Here is a 22,580-nt window from a genome sequence, read left to right as displayed (position 1 = left end):
ACGGGACCACGGGGGCAGCAAGGACACAGGGAACTCCCGGAGGGAAGTGGTGTAGACCGCTGCCGTTGGTGTAGCACGGCGTGCCCGGGGCGTTCAATGCCCTGGGCACGCCGAACAGAAAGCGCTTACACGATCTGGTTACTCACTCAACGCCGCACGCTCCACGTGACAGAGTCGCTGAGCCCGGCCGCGATCTGCGGATCCCGCACCGACTTCGTCGGGTCGGTCACCGTCACCTTCAGCTGATGCGTCCGCCGGTCCCACGGCGAGATGATGGCCTGCGCGACACCGACCCAGGTGCGCCCCTCGAACCGGGTGAGCTCGCGGCCGTCCAGGTACCAGCGGATCCTCGGCTGCCTGACGTCCGCGCCCGCCAGCCGGGGCACGGTCACCCGCGCCCGGTCGTGGGCGCGCAGGGTCTGCGCGGTCGGCACGCCGGCCGTGGCGATCGAGGCGTGCCGGTAGAACCCGGCGATCATCGCCTCGCGCCCGGGCAGGCTGAAGGGCTTGCCGAGGATGCGCATGATCGAGTTGTCGGTGGGGCGGAAGAGCCCGGTGACGTAGTAGCCGCCGCCTTCGTACGCACCCACCGTGCCGCCGTCGGGCGAGGTCTCCCCCAGCCACCGGTACCACTTGGTCCGCTGCGCGGCCATCTGGTCGGCGCTCAGCACCGAGATGTTGGACTGGGCGGCCTCGGGCCCGGAGTAGTGCTCGTAGCCGGGCGTGCCCGGGTAGAAGTACTCGTCCGCGAGCTTGCCCAGCGAGTGGCCGGTCTCGTGGATGGCGACCTGGCCGGACTTGGCGTTGCCGGCCGACGCGGTGGAGATCCCCTCGTAACCGAGCTTCTGGCTGGGCTCGTTGTATCCGGCGCCGCCGTACTTGGTGCTGTTGGCCAGCACGATCACCAGGTCGGCCTGCGGGGCCTTGGCGACGTAGGAGTCGACCTTGTCCTGGTCGATGCAGAGCAGCCGCTCGATGCCGTCGCACCAGAAGTAGGCGCCGAGCGCGGTGTTCTTGACATCGCCCTGGGCGGGGTCGCCGGAGACGCCCGACTGCGCCGAGACGGCGTCGACGGTCCATACGTTGAAGAGGTTCTGGTACGTGGTGTACGGCTCGACGCCGGTCACCTCGCCCCACTTCTCCTTGGCGTCGGCGTGGAACTTCGCCAACTGGTCGACGGTGTACCCGTCCCCGACGATGACGACGTCGAGGCGGTCGGCGCTGGGGCCGTTGTCGACGATCTCGCTGACGTCGCCGTCGGCGTCCGCGGCCCGCCCGAAGAGCCGGGCAGCGGGGCGGCTCACGCCCGCGGCCGGAACGCGCACGTGCCCGGACCCGGCCTCGCCGCCCTCCTCGGGCCCGGGTATCTCGACCTCGACGCGCGGCCGGGGAGCCGGGGCGTCGGCGGCCGAGGCGGGCACGGACAGGAGCGCGGCAACGACGGACGCGGTGAGTCCGGCCGCCGCTATGGTTCTGCGCAGACGCAAGGCTGAGCGCATGGATTCCTCCCCCAGTAACGGAAGTTAAGCAGTCGGATAAATATGTTGAACGGCTCGCTTAAGTTAGGGGGCGCACGGGGCATGCGCAATGCCCTGGGACGAGGGAGACACGATGGACGAACCTGCCGTGATCGGCCGCCGGGTGCAGCGGCTGCGCGCCGAACGGGGACTCACCCAGCGTCAGTTGGCCGAGCCCGCCTACACCCCGGCCTATGTGTCGACCCTGGAGTCCGGCAAGGTCAGGCCCTCCGAGGCGGCGCTGCGCCACCTCGCCGAGCGCCTGGGCACCACGTACGAGGAACTGGCCACCGGGCGCCCCGCTCACCTGGCGACCGAGCTGCGCCTGGGACTCACCGACGCCCAGCAGCTCCTGGCGACCGGCGACGCCGAGGAGGCGGCCGTACGCTACCGCCAGCTGCTGACCGAGGCCGAGCTGCACGACCTGCTCCCCGAACAGGCGGAGGCCCTCCTGGGCCTGGGTGACTGCGCCCTGGAGACCGGCGAACTGGCCGACGCCATACGGCACTTCGAGGCGTCGGAGCGCCAGCAGGTGGGCGAGCCGCTGCCGCGCCGGACGCGCGCGATCCGGGGCCGGGCGATCGCCCACGTCCTGGCGGGCGAGCTCCGCTACGCCTGCTACCTCCTCGAATCGACCATCGACGAACTCGGCACGAGCGGCCTCAACGACCCGGAGTCACTGGTCCTGCTCTACTCGGCGGTCATCGGCCCGTACCTGGACATGGGCGCCCAGGCGCGCGCCGCGCACGCCGCCGAACTGGCGCTGGCCCTCGCGCCACAGGTCTCCGACCCGGCGCTGGTGGCGGGCATGCACCGCCAGGTCGCCCGCACCTTCCTGGCCGAGGGCCGCACGGCCGACGCCGACGCGTCACTCGCCAAGGCCCAGTCGGTCTACCGCCAGCTGCGCCTGCGCACCGACCTGGCGCACTGCCACTGGATGCGGGGTTACGTATACGCCCAGGACGGCGAACTGATCGCGGCCGAACGGGAGTTGCGTACGGCCCGCGACATGCTGGCCGCCAAGCGGGCCGCGCTCTTCACCTGCCAGGTCGAGGTCGAACTGGCCGACGTCCTGCGCCGCCTGGGCCGCCACACCGAGGCGGCCTCGCTGCTCACCCCGCTCGTCGACCCGGCGCCGGAGCTGGGCGACCGGCACGGCGCGGTCCACGCGGGCGGCGCACACCGCCTCCTCGGCCTGATCCGCGAGGAGAGCGGCGACCTGGAGGCAGCGGAGGAGCACTACGTCACGGCCCTCGGCCTGCTGGAGCGCAGCGGCGCGACGGGCGACCTGGCGGACCTGTGCCGCCTCCTCGGCGACCTGCTGCGCCGTACGGGGCGCACCGAGGCGGCGCTGGACGCGTACCGCACGGGCCTGGGGCACCGGGCGGCGCCGGGGACCACGACGCTGGGGCCCGCGCCGGTACCGCCGCGGTATTAGGGCCATCGAGCGCGCCCTGGCCGCGGTCCGGACCGCCCATCGACTCGCAAGGCACACCTCGCCCGAGACGACGGCGGCCCGCATGGTGCTGCGCGGGTACGCGTCCGCCGCCGCGCCTCCGAGCTCAGCCGACGGAAGCAACGCGCGTTGTACCCGTGCGCCTTCGAAGGGTGGGGGCACCGGGGCGCTGCACTAATAAGTGCGACGGCAGCATGCACCTGACAGTCAACGCGATGGTGTGGGACCACTGCCACATCCACGGCTTCCTCCGAGGGCCGCTCTGCGGGCACCACAACGGACGGCTACGCCACCACGACGACGGGCGCGAACGCTATCCTTACGGCCCCGACTTGATCGAGGACGCTCACCGCTGTTCCGGACGTCCGGGCCTCTGGTGACACACCTGACGCGCAGGGTCCCCGGCCGCCGGCATGCGAATACGTCCGGGGACCCTGTGTCACTGCTGCTTGGCCTCCGGGGTGATGAAGCCGCGAGTGGGTTGGGTGGCCAGAGGTTCCTCCCGAGCCCGCTCCCAGATGGCGACGAGCTCCGCGTACCTCGGGTCAGTCCATTCCCGGCGTGGTTCCTCTGCCATGGCTGCCTCCTGACGGATCAGGTTAGGGCCATTCCGGTTTCGGCATGGGGCGGATCGCGCAGTCAGGTGCATGCTGGCACTTCGCCATCACGTCCACGAGTTCGTCGTCCGGTCCGCGCCACAGGTCCGCTTCGACGACGGCGCCGACCTCTTCCATCAGGCCGCGGGTGCGGTCCAGGATCTGCGGGTCGTAGTGAGTGGGGTCGTACCCGGGGAAGTGGTGCACGAACTGCCCGAACCGGCCGCACAGCTCCATGTACGCGAACGAGTGGAGCAGTAAGGCGTGCCGGCCCTCGTCGACGACCCGCGAGGGGGCCATCGGCTCGTCGGGATTCTGGGCGCAGGCGACGACGAAGCCGACGGCCTGGCCGGTGATGCGTTCGGCCATGCCCGGATCCATGTCCGGGTTGGCATCGAGGATGGTGCGCATAACGCTGCTGTGGACGTCGCCACCGAGCAGTTCGCGGGCGTCGATCAGGGTAGTCATGGGTGGTGCCTCCGTTCGTCGAGTGGAGGTACAGGGCCCCCGCCCCGGCCGCGGTCCTGCCAGGGAGTCCGGCCGGGGCGGGGCGTCAGGGGGGCCGTCGGGGTGGACGGCATGGGAATGTGCCAGCGCTCCAGGTCGGACATGCCGCCGACGAGGACCGGCAGGGGCAGGTCGGTGTGGGCGGCTTTGTCGACACCGACGAACCCGCCGTCCATCACGATGACCAGCTGGGCGGGGGAGATGGTCTCGTCGAGCGCGATGAGCCGGGGCAGCGGCATCTCCAGGCCCGTCCCGGCAGACACGCCGAGCGAGGCGGACCTCAATGGATGCCGCCTTCCTGGGGCTCGCGGCATTCCTGCACGCCCCCCTCCATGCCCGGTCCGGCTACTGGAGGCTCGGCAAGCTTCCTGCGGCCGGCCTGGATGAGCTGGTCCACGTAGCCGGGGATGCACAGGTCGTCGCGCTGGCGGGGCGGAAGGACCCAGTAGGCGCCGGGCCGGGCGGTGCGGGTCGGCTCCGGGACGCCGAGCCAGGTGGTGCCTGGGGCAAGGAGCTGAGCGGCGTCGGCAAGGTGGTGGGCGCAGGAACCGAGCGGTACGAGGAAGTAGTACGCGCCGGCGCTGGAGTATGCGTCGTGGATGACGGGCCCGTCTACGAGGGCGCTGAGGAACGCGGCCACGCTCGCTTCATCCTCGGCGTCGACGGTCGCATGGACGATCCCCGCGGAGACGCGGACGGTGTCGAACGTCCGCCCGGTGGGGATGAGGGCGAGGTGTCCCCTGCGGGGGTCGCCCCACTCAGCCTTCGCCTGCGCGGGGTTGGGGTGAGCCTCGGCGAGCCAGTCGGAGACGGCCCTGCTGTAGGCGGTTTGCTTGATCACGGCGATACCGCCTCAGCCAGCTGGACGAAGCGGATGAACACAACGGCGGCGGGCTCGCGGAGCGGGGCGGCAACGGCGAGGTGTGCCGCTGAGGGGGTCCACAGACCCTGGATCCTCCCGTCCTCCAGCAGCCGCAGGGCGCGGGGGAGGCGGATCCGCTTGTCCTTCGCACGGTCCAGCGGTCCCACGTCGTACACCACAACCGTCACGGTCCCCTGCTGGGCAGTGGCATACTTGCGTAGCTTATCGAGCACGGCGTCCGGTTTGCGACTGTCGGAGACGCAGGCGTACAGGCCGAGATAGCCGCCGCCCATAGCCACGTGGGCTCGGGCGAACTGCGCGGACACCCACGCCCTACCGTCCGGCCCCTCAGCATTCGACTCCTTGCAGACCTCGGATTGTCGGTACCGCACCTGGCCCTCGGGCCCTGCATCGGTGACGGTCCGTTCCTCGATACTCACCCGGGTCGGTGATCCGCCGTTCATGGCAACACCCTTCCTACTACGCTGAGTTGCCTGGTCATCGCTGCACCACCGACGGTATGGAGCCCAAGGGGGGTGCCAGAAGTGACTCCGAGTACGGGTAAGCGGCCTCTGAGACCGGTAGAAGGGGTCGTCATGAGAGACACCCCGGTCACAACCACGACCGGCAGTAAGGGCAGCGCGCCCCGAGCGCGGGGCGGCATCATCTCCGGCTATGTATTTCGCACGATCCGCGAGTCCCTCAGCTGTACCCAGGAAGCCCTCGCCGAGGAATTCGGGGTCTCCCTCGACACCATCGCCGGATGGGAATCCGCGCGCCGTCCGCTGACTGCCCTGCCGGTCGGGCAGATGCTCGGCCACCGGCATCGCCTCATGAGGCGGGGAGCAACCCCGGCCCTGATGCTGGCGCTTGAGCGGGCCATGGAAGCCGACGTCCTCCTGGCCAGCGCCCTGGACGACCGCGCCACCCCGGTGGAAGTCAATCCGCTCGGCGCCTGGGTGATGCAACGTGACCTCGTCGAAGTCCTGGCCTGGCCGCTCAACGGCGTGGCCCCCGAACCGCTCCGTAACATGCCAGAGCCCAAACGCCCGAGGCGCGGGCCGGTACCCAGCGGTCCCGTCCTCAGTACGATCGAACGCACGCTGTTCTTCGACCGGATGCGTGAGGCGGCCGAACGGGCCCGAGGACCCCGCAACTTCCTCCTCCGCCGCCAGGCCCTCTATCTCGCCGGCTACGACGACCAGTCCGACACCGCCGAGTGGCTGACCCGACAGCAGCAGACCGAACGCCCAGACGACTGGCTCCGCTGCTGGCTCAACAGCCGCTCCGTCGCCGCTGTTGCCGCGCGCCAAGGAGACGGGGACCGCATGGAGCACTTCGTCAGCCGCACCCTGGCTGACGACGCGGGCGAGGCCGCGAACCTCAACTACTGGGCGTACTGGCTGGGTGAGGCACCCCACGTCCAGCTCTCCGACGACTTCATTGCCGACCACGTCGGCCCATGGCAGGGCGACCGGCTCATGGGCCATCTCGTGCGTGGACTCACCCCGCTCCACGGCTTCTTCGCCCTCAACGTCCACACCCTCTGGGCGCTGATCGCTGCCCGCCCCGCCCTGTTGCGGGACAGCGCGGCCCTACGGGCTCTACGCGACCGCCTGCCAGTGATGTTGGATAGTTCCGGGCTTTCGGTCCGTACACGCCGAGAGCTGGAGAGCATCCGGTACGCGATCCGCCTGGCAGAGGCGTGAGAGGAGACGGACGTGGCTGATGACCTGTCCGCGGTGGCGCACTTCCTGTACGAGGCGGGCACGCTCAAGCAGGCGCGGCGCACGGGATGGTGGATGGCCGGCGTCCGTGACCCGGAGAGCGTCGCCGAGCACTCCTGGCGCACCTCCCTCATCGCCACGATCATTGCGAAGCTGGAAGGCGCCGACCCGGCGCGCGCGGCATTCCTGGCGGTGTGGCATGACACGCAGGAGACGCGCACCGGGGACGTCAACTATCTCGGCAAGAAGTACTCGGCAGGCGCCGCAGATCCTCGGGCGGTGACGGTTGACCAGACAGCAGGCATGCCCGAGGTGCTGGCCACAGCGGTACGCGAGCTCGTCAACGAGTACGAGGCGAAGGAGTCCCCCGAAGCGGTCTGCGCCCGCGACGCCGACAAGCTGGAGTGCATGCTCCAGGGCATCGAATACCGGGCGCAGGGCTACGAGCACGCCCAGCGCTGGATCGACAACAGCCGCGGCCGCCTCGTCACCGACACGGCGATCCGCCTGGCGGACGAGCTACTGAACCAGAACTCCCTCGACTGGCTACGCACGGCGCTCGGGGAGATGAACAGCTGACTCTGACATGGGATAGCGTCTCTCCCCGCCTGGGGTGGGCAGAGACGCCTCCGTGATCTCCGGTCGATCACCAGCCGCCAGATTTCCGTAGAGCAGTTGTAAGGCGTGATCGCCTCTGATTGCGAAATCTGCGGCCAGACTGGTTACGGACCGACGCCCCGTCGCATGCCAAGTACGAGCCTACGGCTGCCCAGTGCAGCCGACAGACCGGACGCCGAGTAAACGACCTCCTAGGAGTCGGGTTGGGTCTTGAACTCAGCTTGAATTGGCTACGGCATCCCGTAGGCACGAGAGACCTCGCTACAGCGACGGGGTTACGGACCATCCTGGCTCGCGAACCACCCTGGCCGTCACCGAAGGCATGGCGGCCCTCGCCGAATACGACTACGACACCGCCATCATCCGCGTCAGCCACTACCTGACACCCGCACAAGCCGGGGAGTACGAGACCGCCGCCAAGAACCTGCCGTAGCCATGGGACGGCAGCGCCCCAACCTGATGGACATAGGGCGCCTCGTTGCCATCGAGCACCGTCAACGCGGGCGAAGCGCTACGCGTCGTGGAGGCGCGAGCGCCGGAGCCCGTCTCGGCTGTCTGGCGCGGCTACTTGCCCAGGGTGACCCTGTCGTTGTCGAGCAGGGAAGTGTGAGTCGCTGACGTGGCCATCAGAAGCACAAGGAGGAACCCCACGAACGGGCTCTCCTGGTCGGGTCCCACGACGACTGTGCTGATACCGAAGAGGACCACCTCGACCGCGACGTAGGCGATCGCAATCCAAGGCCTGACCAACCCTTTGACGGCCGCAACGACGAACGGAATCGCCGCCCCGAGGCCGACGGTCACGACAGGCACCAGAGTCCAGATGACCTTGGCGAGGGTGGAGCTGAACATCCTGGGTCGATGTCCAGGCAGTGGAGAGTTGATGAACGGGCTTTGGCCGGTGGGCTGGTACGGATTACTCATGGCTTCTCCCAAGAGGCTTGCGCATGTGGATGCATTGGAGCTCAGTGCGTGGTGCTTAACGGGGGTTGTGACGCTTCTGGCGCGTAGCGTTCGAAGCGTGCCGCTCAGCGAGCGCCCCGCACACAGCGGAGATCCGGATTCCACAGATGCCTCATGAGGCGCGTCCGGTGCTAGCGGGCGCCTGAAGCACGTGTTCGCATCCGGGGCAGGCGCTGGGCCTAGCAGGCGTGCTGGCTCAGGTCGCGGCCGTCTTGGCGTCACGGCAGGTGACGGCTGCGACGACGTCGGCCCGCTCGACGCCACGCCGGGCTCCTGCCCTCGCCCTCGTCGGGGGTGCCCGCACCTGGTCGTCTCGACGCCCTGCGGCTTGAACACGGACGTGGTGTTCTCGACCTTCCATTCGCCGTAGATGTCGGGCCGCAGCTCGGCGAAGCGGGTGGCGATCCGCTCGTTCCACGCCTGGCCCTCGTCCGCGCCGACCACTTTGAGGATCTCGCCGAAGATGTCCACTCCGACAGCCTGGTTCGGGCCTTCGCCGACGGCGGGGCCGGTGATGTTCACGTACTCCTCTCGCATCACCCGGGCGCCTGCGGCAACCCGTTCGGCGCCGGCCGAGCCGGCGAACGCGGAGGAGGCGATGCGCGGGTCGTCGCCCCCGACTCAGGGCAGACGGTGCGCGGAAGCGACTTGAGGACCTTCGCCCGGCGGCGCGGTTCCTGCTCCAGTTCCCTCAGGACGTCCCGAGCGGCTGCAGCCGCACCCTGACTCCGGTCAGGGGCAGGCGCAGGAAAGACGGGCATCAGGCCTGCCCCTTTCCTTGAACCCTCCGGGGTGGGAGTGGGCTGAGGCGGGAGGGAGGGGTTTTCCCGGGAGCTTCGCCGCAGACCTCGGGCCGTGGGCCGCCCCCCGGCACGCCCGAAACTAGTTGTTGAAACTTGAACGGAATAGGTCTAGGGTTGCCCTTGTTGAACATTCAACCGATCGCCTCGAAGGAGCAGCAGCCATGGGAATCTTCGCCCGCAAGAGCGACAGCACGACCACCACCACCCCCGTCGACCCCGCCCTCGCAGCCCTGACCGGCACGTACAGCATCGACCCTGCCCACAGCAGCATCGGCTTCACCGTGCGCCACGCCATGGTCACCAACGTCCGCGGCTCGTTCGCCGAGCACGAGGGCACCCTCACCCTCGACGGCACCGACCCCGCCGCCTCCGCCGCCGTCATCGACGTGAAGATCGCCTCCGTCGACACCGGCATCGGCGACCGCGACAACCACCTGCGCAGCGGCGACTTCTTCGACGCCGAGCAGTTCCCGCTGATGACCTTCCGCTCCACCGAGGCCCAGCAGCTCGGCGGCGACAAGTACCGGATCGTCGGCGACCTCACCATCAAGGACGTCACCAAGCCGCTCGCCATCGACCTGGAGTTCAACGGCTCGGCCACCGACCCCTACGGCAACCAGCGCGTCGGCTTCGAGGGCAGCGCCGACATCCTGCGCTCCGAGTGGGGCCTGACCTGGAACGCCGCACTGGAGACCGGTGGCGTCGTCGTCAGCGACAAGGTCAAGCTGACCTTCGACATCTCGGCGATCAAGGCCGCGTAACCGCGGCCCCCCGCCGCCCCTACCAGCCGCCACCCCCGTCGAACCCGCCGCCGTCACCGCCACCGCCGCCCCAGCCGCCGCCGAAGTCGGACGGGTTGAAGTCGGAGCCCGAGACGTCGCCGCCGTCGTAGCTCTGGCCCGCGAAGTCGGCGCCGCCGTAGTCGGCCGCGTAGGCCGGTGTGGAGAGCATCGAGCCGAGCATCGTGCCCATGAGCAGGCCGGGGAGGATGCCGCCGCCGAAGTAGCCGCCGGCCCAGGGGCCGTACGCCGGGCCCGCGTCGTAGTACGGACGGCGGCCCCCGTCCGTGTCGACCTCGCGCACCAGCGGGTCCTGCCCGTCCCGCAGGCGCGTCGCGTCCGCCGGGCAGACCGGGACCTGGCGCGGGGCGCCGCCGGCCGGGGACCAGGCGGCGTCCTCGACCGAAGGGCCGTGGCGCGGGTCGAAGAAGCAGGGGGCGCGGCGCTCGGGCAGCGGCCGGTGCTCGCGGCGGGCGGCAAGGGTGGCGAGCGAGAACCGCCCGTCCTCCAGGGCCTGGGTCACCCCGCGTACGTCACCGGGGTGCCGGGCCGCCGCCATCAGGGTCTTCGCGGTCTCGTACGAGTCGAGGGCGCGCTCGTAGTCGGCGCGCATGGCATCGTCGGCGCCCGCCTCGGCGGGGTGGAAGTCGAGCCGGTCGAGCTCCTCGCCGAACGCGGTGATGTCCTCGTCGACCACCACCTGGAGCCGCTGGAGCGCGGCCCGCTCCTCCTCGGTCTTCTTCTTGCGGCTGCGCCGGACCAGGGCGTACGCACCGGCGCCGCCCGCGACGACGACCGCGCCGGTGACGATGAGCGCGGTGCCGGAGACACCGCTGCTGTCGCCGGAGCCACCGCCCCAGGAGGCAGGGGCGTGGCCGCGCATCGTGGGCAGGGCCTGGTCGACGAACGCGTTGAGCTGGGTCGACGCGTCCGCGGCGGTGCCGGGAGCGCGTACGGCGGTCTTCAGGTTGTCGACGGCCTGCGCCGACATGACCTTGCGGTCGGCTCCGGCGTTGAAGGCGTCGCCGAGGCGGACGGCGTACAGGCCGGTGACGCCGGTGTCCGTGCGCAGGTTCCGCAGGAGGGTGTCCTTCGGGAACGCGGCGATCGCGGGCAGCACGGCGACGAAGAGCGGCTTGTCGGCGTCCTTGATCTTCTTGGCCAGCGCGTCGGCCTGGGCGGCCGACAGCTGCCCGGCGGCGCCGGGGTCGACGTACACCGGCGCCTTCTTGAGTGCGGTGGCGACTTCTGCGACGCCGGACGCGGTGGGGGCGGCGGCCGTCGCCATGGGGGTGGCGGTGGCCAGCGCGGTGAGTGCGGCGGCGGAGAGCGCGAACAAAACCCGGGACCTCATGACTCCGACGCTACCGGAGTCCCCCACGAACCGGACAAACCTCCCTTGGCCCCCACCCCGCCCGTTCCCTGAACCCTCCGGGGGTGGGTGGGGGCTGAGGCGGCTCTCCCGGGGCCACGCCCCCGGACCCCCATTGCGGGGCCTGCGGCCCCCTGCACCCCGCTTGCGGGGGCTCCGCCCCCGGTACCCCGCTGGGGCTACGCCCCCGCCCCCGCTTCCGCGCTCCACCCCGGCCCCCGGCACGAGGACGGGCGGGTTACCTGGGCTGCGCCCCCGCCCCCGCTTCGGCGCCGCGCCCCGGACACGTTCTTCTGCAGGCCGCCCCTGACTGGCCGCGCAGTTGCCCGCGCCCTTAGGGGGACGGGGTCAGGGGCGGACCTTCCGGTTCCCCGCTTCTAAGGGGCGCGGGGAACTGCGCGACCAGCCCCCACCGGCTCGCAGACGAGCAAGGGGTCCCGGGGCGCAGCCCCGCAACGGGGTCTGGGGGCGCAGCCCCCAGCAAGCACGCCTCACCCCCACCCGGCCGCCCGCCGGAGGGCCACGCGGCGGAGCCGCACGATGTCACAGCAGGGAACGGGCGGGGTGGGGGAAATGCCCGGCCGGGTTACTCCGTCGGCTCCACCCCAGCCCTGAGCAGCCCATACGTATACGCATCCTCCAGCGCCCCCCAGGACGCCCCGATGATGTTCGTCGCGACTCCGACCGTGGCCCACTCCCCCGCCCCGTCCGTCGTCGTGATCAGGACCCGCGTCGTGGAGTCCGAGCCGTGGCGGCCCTCCAGGATGCGGACCTTGTAGTCGACCAGTTCCAGCTTGGCCAGCTGGGGGTAGATGCGTTCCAGGCCGACCCGCAGGGCCCGGTCGAGCGCGTTGACGGGGCCGTTGCCCTCCGCCGTCGCCACGATCCGCTCGCCCTTGGCCCACAGCTTCACCGTCGCCTCGTTGGCGTGGGTGCCGTCGGGGCGGTCCTCGACGATGGCGCGCCAGGACTCGACGCGGAAGTACTTGCGGGCCCGGCCCTCGGCCTCGGCGCGCAGGAGGAGCTCGAAGGAGGCGTCCGCCGCCTCGTACGTGTAGCCCTTGAGCTCGCGCTCCTTGACCCGGGCGACGACCCGGCCGACCAGCTCGCGGTCGCCGCCGAGTTCGACGCCGAGTTCCTTGCCCTTGAGCTCGATGGAGGCGCGGCCCGCCATGTCGGAGACCAGCATCCGGATGCGGTTGCCGACGAGGCCCGGGTCGATGTGCTGGTAGAGGTCCGGGTCGACCTTGATCGCCGAGGCGTGCAGGCCCGCCTTGTGGGCGAAGGCGGAGACCCCTACGTACGGCTGGTGCGTCGAGGGCGTGAGGTTCACGACCTCCGCGATCGCGTGCGAGATGCGCGTCATCTCGGGCAGCGCGCCCTCCGGCAGCACCTTCATGCCGTACTTGAGCTCCAGGGCCGCGACTACCGGGAACAGGTTCGCGTTGCCGACCCGCTCGCCGTACCCGTTGGCCGTGCACTGCACGTGCGTCGCGCCCGCGTCCACGGCCGCGAGCGTGTTGGCGACCGCGCAGCCCGTGTCGTCCTGGGCGTGGATGCCGAGCCGGGTGCCGGTGTCGGCGAGGACGGTGGCGACCACGGCCTGGATCTGGGCGGGCAGCATGCCGCCGTTGGTGTCGCAGAGGATCACGACGTCGGCGCCGGAGTCGCTCGCGGCCCGGACGACCGACTTGGCGTACTCGGGGTTGGCCCGGTACCCGTCGAAGAAGTGCTCGCAGTCGACGAAGACCCGGCGGCCCTGTTCCCGCAGGTAGGAGACCGTGTCCCGGACCATCTCCAGGTTCTCGTCCAGCGTGGTGCGCAGGGCGAGCTCGACATGGCGGTCGTGGGACTTGGCGACCAGCGTGATCACCGGCGCACCGGACGCGAGCAGCGCCTTGACCTGCGGGTCCGTGGCCGCGCTGCCACCCGGACGGCGGGTGGCCCCGAACGCCACCAGCTGGGCGTTCTTGAAGTCGATCTCCTGCTTGGCGCGGGCGAAGAACTCCGTGTCGCGGGGGTTGGCGCCGGGCCAGCCGCCCTCGATGAACCCCACCCCGAAGTCGTCCAGGTGCCGGGCGATCGTCAGCTTGTCCGCGACGGTGAGGTTGATGCCCTCGCGCTGGGCGCCGTCGCGCAGCGTGGTGTCGAAGACGTGGAACGTGTCGTCGACGCGATGGCTCTCTTCAGGTGCCTCGTTGGCCGTCATGCTGGGGTGACTCCTGTCGGATGAGTGGCTCCGGATTCTCTGGCTCCACTTGCCCCCGTCATCGCGTGCGGCTCGCGTCCGGCCGTGGTGGGCCGGGAAACGAAAAAACCCCTCGCGGGTGCGAAGGGTCTGCGCGCGGGTCTGGGGCACGATGTCCGCTGCCGCGGGGTTTGCCGCGGGTTCAGCGGTCACTGCGGACCGGCGCGCTGCTGTCCATAATCATCATGAAAGCGAGCACGGTCCGCAGTCTGCCATATACCGCGCGGCGGGCGTGGCGTGGTCTCAGGATGCGGGCACGCCGTCCGCCAGTCCCGCCGTCCGCGACGGCTGCCCGCCACCCGGAGGAACCGGGCCGACGCGGTTCAGGTCGATCGTGCGCGTCTCCCTCATCGTCAGATACACCACCAGCGACACCGCCGCGCAGCCCGCCACGTACCAGTAGAAGCCGGACTCCATGTCCGCCTTCTTGAACCAGAGCGCCACGTATTCCGCCGTACCGCCGAACAGGGCGTTGGCGATGGCGTACGGGAGGGCCACTCCCAGGGCGCGGATGCCGGTCGGGAACAGCTCCGCCTTCACGCACGCGTTGATGGAGGTGTAGCCGGTCACCACCACCAGGGCGAGCAGCGACAGGCCGAAGGCCGGCCAGAACGTGCCCGCGTGCTTGAGCATCGTCATGATCGGCACGGTCAGGAACGTCGAGCCGACCGCGAACGTGATCAGCAGCGGACGGCGGCCGATCCGGTCGGAGAGCATGCCCGCCAGCGGCTGAAGGCACATGAACACGAACAGGGCGCAGAACGACACCAGCGACGCCGTCGGCTTCGGCATGCCCGCGCTCTTGGAGAGGAACTTCGTCAGATACGTGGTGTACGTGTAGTACGCGACCGTGCCGCCCATCGTCAGAGCCATGACCAGGAACGCCTCCCTGCGGTGGCGCCACAGGGCCTTCAGCGTGCCCCGGTCCTCGTCCCGCGCCGCGCCGGACTCCTCGTACACCTCGGTCTCCAGCATGTTGCGCCGGAGGTAGAAGACGACCGCCGCGCCGAGCGCGCCCACGATGAAGGGGATCCGCCAGCCCCAGCTGTGCAGCGCGTCCTCGGACATCGTGCGCTGCAGGATGATCAGGAGGCCGAGCCCGACGAGCTGGCCCGCGGTCATCGACACGTACTGGAAGCTGGAGGCGAAGCCCCGGCGGCGGGGGTCGGACGCCTCGGTCAGATAGGTGGCGCTCGCCGCGTACTCGCCGCCCACCGAAAGGCCTTGCAGGAGCCGGGCGACCAGCAGGACCGCCACTCCCCCGTAACCGGCCACCCCGTACGTCGGCGCCACCGCGATCAGGATCGCCGAGGCGGACATCAGGGTGACGGTCAGGGTCAGCGCCGCCTTGCGGCCGCGCCGGTCGCCGATGCGGCCCAGCAGCCAGCCGCCCACCGGCCGCATGAAGAAGCCGACGGCGAAGATCCCCATCGTGTTCATGAGGTTGGCGGTCTCGTTCCCCTTCGGGAAGAACGCGTCCGCGAAGTACACCGCGAAGGTGGCGTACACGAACCAGTCGAACCACTCGACCATGTTCCCTGCCGAGCCGACCCAGATCTTCTTCCACTGCTCTCGTCCCATGGACGATCACGGTGGCCCAGGCCGATGCGGCCGACAAGGGTTGCGGACGCAACGATAAGGCGTACTTGCGTACGTTGTGTTCAGACCCCGGTCAGCGCCCGGTCAACCGTCCGTCAGCGGTCGGGCGAGCGACTCGCCCACGAACTCCCGTACGTGGTCGAGGACTTGGGGCCGTCCCGTGCCGGGCATGCCGACCGCCACATGCACACTGAAGCCGTCGAGCAGCGCCCGCAGGCGGGCCGCGAAGCGGTCGGCGTCGACCGGGCGGAACTCGCCGCGCGAGACGCCCTCGGCGATGATCGCGACCAGGTCGCGGTGCCAGGCGCCCTCGATGGCGGCCTGGCGGGCACGGGCGTCGCCGTCGGCGTTCTGCGAGCGGTTCCAGACCTCCAGCCACAGGATCCAGTGCGGATCGCGGGGGCCGTCCGGCACGTACAGGTCGACGTAGGCGTCGAGGCGTTCGCGGACCGTGCCCGGCCGGGAGAGGAGGGCCCGGCGCTCGCCGCCGAGCCGGCCCTCGCTCCACTCCAGGGTCTCAAGGAGCAGTTCGTCCTTGCTGCGGAAGTAGTAGAGGAGGTGGCCGCTGGACATGCCGACCTCGCGGCCCAGCCCGGCCATGGTCAGACCGTCCAGACCGCGGTCCGCGATCGTGGCCATGGCGGCGGCCAGCACCTCCTCGCGCGGCGGCGCGTTCTTCCGCGCGCGGGCCGGACCGGCCATGTCACTCCTCCTGGTTCCCCCCGGATCACACCCCGGCGGATCGCACCCTGGGCTGCTGCTGGGTGATGCAGTGGATGCCACCGCCCCCCGCGAAGATCGTACGTGCGTCGACGAGGGTCACGGTCCGCTCGGGGAAGAGACGGCGGAAGATGCCCGCCGCGTTCTCGTCCCTCGGGTCGTCGAAGCCGCACAGGACGACGCCGCCGTTGCAGAGGTAGTGGTTGATGTAGGAGTAGTCGACCCAGCCGTGGTCGTCGGTGAGGACGGTCGGGGCGGGGATCTCCACGACCTCGATGCCGCGGCCCCTGGCGTCGGTCTGGCTCCGCAGCAGCGCCACGTTCTCCCTGCACACCTCGTGGTCGGGGTGGGCCGGGTCCGGCTGCGTGTGGGCGACGACCACTCCGGGACGGGCGAACGCGGCGACGATGTCGACGTGGCCCAGCGTGCCGTAGCCGTGCGGGGGATAGTCGGCGGTCAGGCCGCGCGGCAGCCATATCGCCTTGCGGGTGCCGAGCATCCCGTGGACCTCCGCCTCGACCTGCTCACGGGTCCAGCCGGGGTTGCGCTCGGGCCCGAGCTGCACGGACTCGGTGAGCAGGACCGTGCCCTCGCCGTCGACGTGGACCGCCCCGCCCTCGTTGACCAGGCGCGAGGTGTACGTACGCGCCCCGGCCAGGTCCGAGACGTACGCGCCGATCTTGGCGTCGTGCTCCCAGCGGGCCCAGTCCTGGGCACCCCAGCCGTTGAACGTCCAGTCCACCGCGGCGAGTTCGGTGCCGTCGGTCAGGAAGGTGGGGCCGATGTCGCGCATCCAGGCGTCGTCGAGCTCGCGCTCCACGAGGTCGATGTCCGGGCCGAGCAGGGCGGCCGCCGCCGCGCTCTGGCCGGGGCCGCAGACGACGGTGACCGGCTCGAAGCGGCGCACGGCGCGGGCGACGGACGCCCAGGCGGCCCGGGATCCGGCGAGCTCGGCCTCGTTGGGGAAGGTGACGTTGGGGCCGGGCCACGCCATCCAGGTGCGCTCGTGCGGGGCCCATTCGGGGGGCATGCGGAAGCCGTCGGCGGAAGCGGACATCAGGCGGGTCCTTACAGGAAGTAGAGGCGGTTCAGGGAGACGGAGTCGGCGGGCCCGGAGCGCAGCGGGTCGCCGTCCAGGGTGACCAGACCGGTGCGGCCGTCCACGTCCACGGCTCCGGTGCGGGAGTTGAACACCAGGTCGGCGGGGCCGATGCCCCGGGTGCCGCGCACGGCGACCCGGCGCCGGCGGGTGGGCATCAGATCGCTTCCCTGGTCGAGGGCGGCGCGGGCCACGAAGGCGACGGAGAGCTCTGCGGGGGTCGCGCCGTGGGCGCCGAAGAGCGGGCCGAGGAGCAGCGGTTCGCAGGTCTCGGTGGCCGCGTTCGGATCGCCCGTGACGCCCCAGGCGGGGAAGCCGGACTTGAGCACCAACTGCGGCTTGGCGTCGAAGTAGGCGGGCCGCCACAGCACGATGTCGGCCATCTTGCCGACCTCGATGGAGCCGATCTCGTGCGCCAGGCCGTGGGCGAGGGCCGGGTTGATGGTCAGCTTGGCGATGTAGCGCAGCACGCGCGCGTTGTCGTCGCCGTCCCCGTCGCCCTCCAGGGGCCCGAGCTCGGCCTTCATCTTCCCGGCCATGGCGAAGGTGCGCCGTACGGTCTCGCCCGCGCGGCCCATGCCCTGGGCGTCGGACGAGGTGATGCCGATCGCGCCCAGGTCGTGCAGTACGTCCTCGGCGCCCATCGTCCCGGCCCGGATGCGGTCGCGCGCCATGGCGGCGTCGCCGGGCAGGTCCGGCTTGAGGCCGTGTACGGAGACGATCATCCCGTAGTGCTCGGCGACCGCGTCCCGGCCGAACGGCAGGGTCGGGTTGGTGGACGAGCCGATGACGTTGGGCACGCCCGCCATCTTCAGCACGTTGGGGACGTGGCCGCCGCCGCAGCCCTCGATGTGGAAGGCGTGGATCGTACGGCCGTCGAGGACGCGCAGGGTGTCCTCGACGGACAGGCACTCGTTCAGGCCGTCGCTGTGCAGCGCCACCTGTACGTCGTGCTCCTCGGCGACGCGCAGCGCCGTGTCCAGGGCGCGGGTGTGCGCGCCCATGTCCTCGTGCACCTTGAAGCCGCAGGCGCCGCCCTCGGCGAGCGCCTCCACCAGCGGGGCGCCGTCGGAGGACGAACCCCGGCCCAGGAAGCCGATGTTGACGGGCCAGGCGTCGAAGGCGGCGAAGGCGTTGCGCAGCGCCCAGGGCGAGTTGACGCCGACGCCCCACACCGGGCCGAACTCCTGGCCGATGATCGTGGTGACGCCGGAGGAGAGCGAGGCCTCCATGATGCGCGGCGACAGCAGATGGACGTGGGTGTCCACGGCGCCGGCGGTGGCGATGAGCCCCTCGCCGGAGACGATGCTGGTCCCAGTGCCGACGACGACGTCCACGGCGTCGAGGGTGTCCGGGTTCCCGGCCCGCCCGACGGCGTGGATACGGCCCTCGCGGATACCGATGGACACCTTGCGGATGCCCTGCACGGCGTCGATCACCACGACGTTGCTGATCACGAGGTCACAGGTGTCGCGGACGGCGGCGGCCTTCAGGTGCAGCCCGTCCCGGGCGGTCTTGCCGAACCCGGCGAGGAACTCGTCGCCGGGCCGCTGGGCGTCCGACTCGACGCGGACGGTCAGGCCCGAGTCGCCGAGCCGGATCCGGTCGCCCGCACGGGGCCCGAAGACGGCCGCGTACTCCTGCGGGTCGATGTGCCGGCTGCCGGGCGCGCAGTGGCCGCTGTGCCGGGTCTGCTTGCTCATGCGGTGGCCCCTTCCGGGTGAGCGGGTCCGGGGGCGGCGCCCGTGCCCAGATAGCCGCAGGCGGCGGCCCTGCGCAGGGCCTCCTCCTTGGCGCCGGGCGCGTCGAGGGGCCCGTCGACGAGCCCGGCGAAGCCGATGGCGATCCGGGCGCCGCCGATCGGCACGAGCCCGACCTCGCCCTCGCCGCCCGGGTCGAACCGGACCGAGGACCCGGCGGGGACGCACAGCCGCATCCCGTACGCGGCGGCCCGGTCGAAGTCGAGGCGCGGGTTGGCCTCGAAGAAGTGGAAGTGCGAGGTCACGCTGACCGGGACGGCCGCCGTGTTGCGCACGGTGAGCCGGACGGCGGGCTCCGGCCCGGGGCCGTCGGGCCCGGGCAGCACGGCGCCGGGCGCGTCCTCGCCGAGCCCGGCGGCGCCCCGGATGGGCGCCGGGACCACGGCGAGCCGCGAACCGTCGTCGAAGACGGCCTCGACGTGCACCTCGGCGACCACGTCCGCGACGCCCGGCAGGACGTCGTCGGGGCCGAGCACCGCGCGGGCCGCCTCGATCGCCTCGGCGAGCCTGCGCCCGTCCCTGGCCGCCTCGCAGACGGTGTCCGCGATCAGCGCGGTCGCCTCGGGGACATTCAGTCTCAGCCCTCGGGCCCGGCGGGCCCGCGCGAGCTCGGCGGCGCCGAAGAGCAGCAGCCGGTCGCGTTCCGTGGGGGTCAGTCGCACGCCACCACACCTCCTGTTTGAACACCACTCTAACCACACATATTGAGGTCTGTCATGGGTCCAGGGGATTGACGGCTGCGCCACGATGCCACACATTGAACGTCACTCAAACAGCAGAACGCCGAATTCCAGCCATTGAGTCAGTCGCTGAGCCGGTCCGTTGAGCCATCGAGGCGCATCCCATCCACCCGAAGGTCAGGGGCAGCCCATGCCGATAGAACAGCGCGGAGTCGACACCATCCCGGAGGCGGAGCGGTGGGGGCTGGTCGCGCAGTTCCCCGCGCCCCTTTTCGGCCCGGTGTTCGTCTGCGGGTTCGGTTGTGGTTGCTCGCGCAGTTCCCCGCGCCCCTCAAGGCAGAAGGGGGTCCGGCCAAATCCAGCCCCGGCGGCGCGAATTCAGCCCCTGGGGGTCCCCTGGACGAAGTCCTTGGGGGAGTTTGAGGAGCGGGGTCCGGGGCGGAGCCCCGAAGCGGGGGCGGGGACGCAGCCCCGGCGGGGGTATCGGGGACGCAGCGGGGGCGGGGGCGCAGCCCCAGCGGGGGTATCGGGGACGCAGCGGGGGCGGGGGCGCAGCCCCAGCGGGGGTATCGGGGACGCAGCCCCAGCGGGGATATCAGGGGCGCAGCCCCCCGTGAGCGGGGTGCAGGGGCCGCAGGCCCCGCCCGGGGTCCGGGGGCGCCCCCGGGTAAGCCCACCCACCCCGACCCCTCCCCCACCCCCGGAGGGTCTAGGTGAAGGGGCGGGGTGGGGCAAAACCGGGGTCAGCCCAGGGGGTGCATCCAGCCATGCGTATCCGGCGTCCGGCCCGTCTGGAGGTCGAGGAGCGCCTTGCGCAGGCGCATCGTCACAGACCCCGGCTCCCCATCCCCCTGCGTCCAGTTCGCCCGAGCGGACTTCACCGACCCCACCGGCGTGATCACCGCAGCCGTGCCGCACGCGAACACCTCGGTCAGCGTCCCCGCCTCGTTGTCCCGCTTCCAGTCCTCCGTGGAGATCCGCCCCTCCTCCGCCGTGTAGCCGAGGTCCCGGGCGATCTTCAGAAGGGAGTCGCGGGTGATGCCCGGCAGCAGCGAGCCCGTCAGCTCGGGGGTCACGATGCGGTCCCCGTACACGAAGTACAGGTTCATCCCGCCCATCTCCTCGATCCACCGGTGCTCCACCGCGTCCAGCCAGACCACCTGGTCGCAGCCGTGCTCGGCCGCCTCGGCCTGGGCGACCAGGGACGCGGCGTAGTTGCCGCCGGTCTTGGCCGCGCCCGTACCGCCCTTGACCGCGCGCACGTACTCCTCGGAGAGCCACACCGAGACCGGCTTCACGCCACCGGGGAAGTAGGCCCCGGCGGGGGACGCGATGACGATGAAGAGGTATTCGTTGGCGGGGCGAACACCAAGGCCGACCTCGCTCGCGATCATGAACGGGCGCAGGTAGAGGGAGGCCTCGCCGGAGGAGGGGACCCAGCCCTTGTCCTGCTGGATCAGCGCGTCGCAGGCGGCGATGAACAGGTCGGTCGGCACCTCGGGCATCGCCATACGGCGGGCCGAGGAGCGGAAGCGCTCCGCGTTGGCCTCGGGGCGGAAGGTCGCCACCGTGCCGTCGGGCTGACGGTAGGCCTTCAGACCCTCGAAGATCGTCTGCGCGTAGTGCAGCGTCATGTTCGCCGGGTCCATCGACAGCGGCGCGTACGGAGTGAGCTCCGCGTCGTGCCACCCGCGGCCCTCGGTCCACTTGACCGTCACCATGTGGTCGGTGAAGTGGCGGCCGAATCCGGGGCTTTCCAGGATCGCGTCACGCTCCGCGTCGGACAGCGGGTTCGCGGAGGGCTTGAGCTCGATCGTGGGCGTCGTCATGGTTGCGTGTCCTTCACCGGTTGTGTGGGTCGGACCGCGCTCACGCCGTCTTCGCTTCCGCCAGGAGCTTCAGCCAGGACGTCCGAGCTTTTCCGCATGCCGCGGTCCCACGTTCGATTATCGCTCGTGCGGGACCATGACAGAAACGGTGTGATTGCGGCCCAGGGACTGATGGTGGCACCCCGGGGCCGTACAGGAAAAGCCGCCGGGTGCTGGTGCGACCCGGCGGCTTTCTAGGAAGAGCGCTCGGGTCAGCCCGATACGCGTACGGCGAGCGCGTCGCCGATCTCGTCGGTGGTACGGGCGGAGCCGTCCCGTGCGGCCAGGTCGGCCTGGACGGCGTCCTCGATCCGGGCCGCCTCGGCCTCGTAACCGAGGTGGCGCAGGAGCAGGGCGACGGAGAGGACCGTGGCTGTCGGGTCGGCCTTGCCCTGGCCCGCGATGTCCGGCGCGGAGCCGTGGACCGGCTCGAACATCGAGGGGAACGCGCCGGTCGGGTTGATGTTGCCGGACGCGGCCAGGCCGATGCCGCCGGTGACGGCCGCGGCGAGGTCGGTGAGGATGTCGCCGAAGAGGTTGTCGGTGACGATCACGTCGAACCGCTCGGGCTGGGTGACGAAGAAGATCGTCGCGGCGTCGACGTGCAGATAGTCGGTGGTGACGTCCGGGTACTCCTTCGCCACCGTGTCGAAGATGTTCTTCCACAGGTGTCCGGCGAAGACCAGCACGTTGTTCTTGTGGACAAGGGTCAGCTTCTTGCGCGGCCGCGCCTGGGCGCGGGCGAACGCGTCGCGCACCACGCGCTCCACGCCGTACGCCGTGTTCACGCTGACCTCGGTGGCGACCTCGGCCGGGGTGCCGGTGCGCAGCGAGCCGCCGTTGCCCGTGTAGGGGCCCTCGGTGCCCTCGCGGACCACCACGAAGTCGATGTCGGGGCGGCCGGCCAGCGGGGTCGCGGTGTTGGGGAACAGCTTCGACGGGCGCAGGTTGATGAAGTGGTCGAAGGCGAAGCGCAGCTTCAGCAGCAGACCGCGCTCCAGGACGCCGGACGGGACGCTCGGGTCGCCGATGGCGCCGAGCAGGATCGCGTCGTGGGTCCTGAGCGCTTCGAGCTCCGCGTCCGGCAGGGTTTCGCCGGTGCGGTGCCAGCGCCGGGCGCCGAGGTCGTACTCCTTGGTCTCCAGCTTCACGTCCGCTGGAAGGACGGCATTGAGGACCTTGAGGCCCTGGGCCACCACTTCCTGGCCGATGCCGTCACCGGGGATCACTGCGAGATCGATGCTGCGAGACATGAATGCACCGTACTCCGCGTCCCATGCGTTGACATGTCGAGTCCACCATACGGACAGCGCGGTTTCCCGCCCGGCCGGGCGGGGCGCACGGGCGGGCCATGCTCCTAGTCCCTCCGGGCTGCCGCCGAATGGCTGGCAGGGGTGATGTGCGGG

22 protein-coding genes are annotated in these 22,580 nt (G+C 70.9%); 6 read left to right on the top strand and 16 right to left on the bottom strand.

What is annotated here, in order from left to right; all coding sequences use genetic code 11:
- Window positions 1-146 precede the first annotated feature (146 nt).
- Window positions 147-1,499: a M64 family metallopeptidase gene (locus ACZ499_RS17865; RefSeq protein ID WP_468676017.1), complete on the bottom strand. Its 1,353-nt coding sequence runs from the start codon at window positions 1,497-1,499 to the stop codon at window positions 147-149.
- A gap of 112 nt (window positions 1,500-1,611) precedes the next feature.
- On the opposite strand from ACZ499_RS17865, the gene ACZ499_RS17860 reads away from it, so the two are divergent.
- A complete protein-coding gene (locus ACZ499_RS17860) occupies window positions 1,612-2,955 on the top strand; it encodes a helix-turn-helix domain-containing protein (RefSeq protein WP_468676015.1) in 1,344 nt (447 codons plus the stop codon).
- Window positions 2,956-3,110: 155 nt separating this feature from the next.
- Window positions 3,111-3,353, top strand: coding sequence for an endonuclease domain-containing protein (locus ACZ499_RS17855; RefSeq protein WP_468676013.1), 243 nt, complete (start codon window positions 3,111-3,113; stop codon window positions 3,351-3,353).
- A 59-nt stretch (window positions 3,354-3,412) separates the two neighbouring features.
- Here the strand turns inward: ACZ499_RS17855 and ACZ499_RS17850 are convergent, their stop codons facing one another.
- From ACZ499_RS17850 to ACZ499_RS17830, 5 genes are read right to left on the bottom strand one after another with little or no spacing between them, the layout of a single operon-like run.
- Window positions 3,413-3,550, bottom strand: a complete 138-nt coding sequence (locus tag ACZ499_RS17850) for a hypothetical protein (RefSeq protein WP_468676011.1) — start codon at window positions 3,548-3,550, stop codon at window positions 3,413-3,415.
- Between the two features lie 22 nt (window positions 3,551-3,572).
- Complete coding sequence (locus ACZ499_RS17845) at window positions 3,573-4,037, bottom strand: glycine-rich domain-containing protein (protein ID WP_468676007.1); 465 nt, start codon at window positions 4,035-4,037, stop codon at window positions 3,573-3,575.
- Entirely contained in the window at window positions 4,034-4,339 is a 306-nt protein-coding gene (locus ACZ499_RS17840) for a hypothetical protein (RefSeq protein ID WP_468676005.1), read from the bottom strand. The genes ACZ499_RS17845 and ACZ499_RS17840 overlap by 4 nt, the downstream gene beginning before the upstream one ends.
- A 17-nt stretch (window positions 4,340-4,356) precedes the next feature.
- Window positions 4,357-4,917 carry a hypothetical protein gene (locus ACZ499_RS17835; protein ID WP_468676003.1) on the bottom strand — a complete coding sequence of 187 codons (561 nt, stop codon included), beginning with the start codon at window positions 4,915-4,917 and terminating at the stop codon, window positions 4,357-4,359.
- Window positions 4,914-5,378 (bottom strand): hypothetical protein, encoded by a 465-nt coding sequence (locus ACZ499_RS17830; protein ID WP_468676001.1) that lies wholly within the window; start codon window positions 5,376-5,378, stop codon window positions 4,914-4,916. The genes ACZ499_RS17835 and ACZ499_RS17830 overlap by 4 nt, the downstream gene beginning before the upstream one ends.
- A 156-nt stretch (window positions 5,379-5,534) precedes the next feature.
- Between ACZ499_RS17830 and ACZ499_RS17825 the strand changes: the two genes are divergently transcribed.
- The 3 genes from ACZ499_RS17825 to ACZ499_RS17815 all read left to right on the top strand — a co-directional run bounded on the left by ACZ499_RS17825 (window position 5,535) and on the right by ACZ499_RS17815 (window position 7,716).
- Entirely contained in the window at window positions 5,535-6,647 is a 1,113-nt protein-coding gene (locus ACZ499_RS17825) for a helix-turn-helix domain-containing protein (RefSeq protein WP_468675999.1), read from the top strand.
- 12 nt (window positions 6,648-6,659) lie between these two features.
- Window positions 6,660-7,244 carry an HD domain-containing protein gene (locus tag ACZ499_RS17820; protein WP_468675998.1) on the top strand — a complete coding sequence of 195 codons (585 nt, stop codon included), beginning with the start codon at window positions 6,660-6,662 and terminating at the stop codon, window positions 7,242-7,244.
- Between the two features lie 265 nt (window positions 7,245-7,509).
- Window positions 7,510-7,716: a hypothetical protein gene (locus tag ACZ499_RS17815; protein ID WP_468675995.1), complete on the top strand. Its 207-nt coding sequence runs from the start codon at window positions 7,510-7,512 to the stop codon at window positions 7,714-7,716.
- A gap of 131 nt (window positions 7,717-7,847) precedes the next feature.
- Here ACZ499_RS17815 and ACZ499_RS17810 read toward each other — a convergent pair whose 3' ends face one another.
- On the bottom strand, window positions 7,848-8,135 hold the full coding sequence (locus ACZ499_RS17810) for a hypothetical protein (RefSeq protein WP_468675993.1): 288 nt from the start codon (window positions 8,133-8,135) through the stop codon (window positions 7,848-7,850).
- Between the two features lie 1,075 nt (window positions 8,136-9,210).
- Here ACZ499_RS17810 and ACZ499_RS17805 point away from each other — a divergent pair.
- Window positions 9,211-9,810 (top strand): YceI family protein, encoded by a 600-nt coding sequence (locus ACZ499_RS17805; protein WP_468675991.1) that lies wholly within the window; start codon window positions 9,211-9,213, stop codon window positions 9,808-9,810.
- Between the two features lie 19 nt (window positions 9,811-9,829).
- On the opposite strand, the gene ACZ499_RS17800 is transcribed toward ACZ499_RS17805, so the two are convergent.
- The 9 genes from ACZ499_RS17800 to ACZ499_RS17760 form a co-directional block, all read right to left on the bottom strand.
- Window positions 9,830-11,182 carry a hypothetical protein gene (locus tag ACZ499_RS17800; protein ID WP_468675990.1) on the bottom strand — a complete coding sequence of 451 codons (1,353 nt, stop codon included), beginning with the start codon at window positions 11,180-11,182 and terminating at the stop codon, window positions 9,830-9,832.
- Window positions 11,183-11,786: 604 nt separating this feature from the next.
- Window positions 11,787-13,409, bottom strand: coding sequence for a citramalate synthase (cimA, locus tag ACZ499_RS17795; protein ID WP_468675988.1), 1,623 nt, complete (start codon window positions 13,407-13,409; stop codon window positions 11,787-11,789).
- A 282-nt stretch (window positions 13,410-13,691) separates the two neighbouring features.
- Window positions 13,692-15,029 (bottom strand): MFS transporter, encoded by a 1,338-nt coding sequence (locus tag ACZ499_RS17790; RefSeq protein WP_468675986.1) that lies wholly within the window; start codon window positions 15,027-15,029, stop codon window positions 13,692-13,694.
- 102 nt (window positions 15,030-15,131) lie between these two features.
- The gene (locus tag ACZ499_RS17785; RefSeq protein ID WP_468675984.1) at window positions 15,132-15,749 is read right to left on the bottom strand and encodes a TetR/AcrR family transcriptional regulator; all 618 of its coding nucleotides are present in this window, start codon (window positions 15,747-15,749) and stop codon (window positions 15,132-15,134) included.
- Window positions 15,750-15,774: 25 nt separating this feature from the next.
- Window positions 15,775-16,824, bottom strand: a complete 1,050-nt coding sequence (locus ACZ499_RS17780; protein WP_468675982.1) for an agmatine deiminase family protein — start codon at window positions 16,822-16,824, stop codon at window positions 15,775-15,777.
- 11 nt (window positions 16,825-16,835) lie between these two features.
- Window positions 16,836-18,569: an urease subunit alpha gene (locus tag ACZ499_RS17775; protein ID WP_468675980.1), complete on the bottom strand. Its 1,734-nt coding sequence runs from the start codon at window positions 18,567-18,569 to the stop codon at window positions 16,836-16,838.
- Window positions 18,566-19,288 (bottom strand): urease subunit gamma, encoded by a 723-nt coding sequence (gene ureA, locus ACZ499_RS17770; RefSeq protein WP_468675978.1) that lies wholly within the window; start codon window positions 19,286-19,288, stop codon window positions 18,566-18,568. Before ureA ends, ACZ499_RS17775 begins: the two co-directional genes overlap by 4 nt.
- A 761-nt stretch (window positions 19,289-20,049) precedes the next feature.
- A complete protein-coding gene (locus ACZ499_RS17765) occupies window positions 20,050-21,135 on the bottom strand; it encodes a branched-chain amino acid aminotransferase (RefSeq protein WP_385544285.1) in 1,086 nt (361 codons plus the stop codon).
- Between the two features lie 251 nt (window positions 21,136-21,386).
- Window positions 21,387-22,427 carry a 3-isopropylmalate dehydrogenase gene (locus tag ACZ499_RS17760; protein WP_067161675.1) on the bottom strand — a complete coding sequence of 347 codons (1,041 nt, stop codon included), beginning with the start codon at window positions 22,425-22,427 and terminating at the stop codon, window positions 21,387-21,389.
- Window positions 22,428-22,580 lie beyond the last annotated feature (153 nt).

The organism is Streptomyces sp. NPDC031265, assembly GCF_055570295.1.
Note: the sequence above shows the minus strand (reverse complement) of the source record. Positions and strands in the feature narration are given on the sequence as shown.

Bases quoted from the DNA above. Each gene is read 5' to 3' on its own strand.
- ACZ499_RS17865 (WP_468676017.1), bottom strand. From the start codon at position 1,499: ATGCGCTCAGCCTTGCGTCTGCGCAGAACCATAGCGGCGGCCGGACTC.
- ACZ499_RS17860 (WP_468676015.1), top strand. From the start codon at position 1,612: ATGGACGAACCTGCCGTGATCGGCCGCCGGGTGCAGCGGCTGCGCGCC.
- ACZ499_RS17850 (WP_468676011.1), bottom strand. From the start codon at position 3,550: ATGGCAGAGGAACCACGCCGGGAATGGACTGACCCGAGGTACGCGGAG.
- ACZ499_RS17845 (WP_468676007.1), bottom strand. From the start codon at position 4,037: ATGACTACCCTGATCGACGCCCGCGAACTGCTCGGTGGCGACGTCCAC.
- ACZ499_RS17825 (WP_468675999.1), top strand. From the start codon at position 5,535: ATGAGAGACACCCCGGTCACAACCACGACCGGCAGTAAGGGCAGCGCG.
- ACZ499_RS17810 (WP_468675993.1), bottom strand. From the start codon at position 8,135: ATGTTCAGCTCCACCCTCGCCAAGGTCATCTGGACTCTGGTGCCTGTC.
- ACZ499_RS17805 (WP_468675991.1), top strand. From the start codon at position 9,211: ATGGGAATCTTCGCCCGCAAGAGCGACAGCACGACCACCACCACCCCC.
- ACZ499_RS17800 (WP_468675990.1), bottom strand. From the start codon at position 11,182: ATGAGGTCCCGGGTTTTGTTCGCGCTCTCCGCCGCCGCACTCACCGCG.
- cimA (WP_468675988.1), bottom strand. From the start codon at position 13,409: ATGACGGCCAACGAGGCACCTGAAGAGAGCCATCGCGTCGACGACACG.
- ACZ499_RS17790 (WP_468675986.1), bottom strand. From the start codon at position 15,029: ATGGGACGAGAGCAGTGGAAGAAGATCTGGGTCGGCTCGGCAGGGAAC.
- ACZ499_RS17785 (WP_468675984.1), bottom strand. From the start codon at position 15,749: ATGGCCGGTCCGGCCCGCGCGCGGAAGAACGCGCCGCCGCGCGAGGAG.
- ACZ499_RS17780 (WP_468675982.1), bottom strand. From the start codon at position 16,824: ATGTCCGCTTCCGCCGACGGCTTCCGCATGCCCCCCGAATGGGCCCCG.
- ACZ499_RS17775 (WP_468675980.1), bottom strand. From the start codon at position 18,569: ATGAGCAAGCAGACCCGGCACAGCGGCCACTGCGCGCCCGGCAGCCGG.
- ACZ499_RS17765 (WP_385544285.1), bottom strand. From the start codon at position 21,135: ATGACGACGCCCACGATCGAGCTCAAGCCCTCCGCGAACCCGCTGTCC.
- ACZ499_RS17760 (WP_067161675.1), bottom strand. From the start codon at position 22,427: ATGTCTCGCAGCATCGATCTCGCAGTGATCCCCGGTGACGGCATCGGC.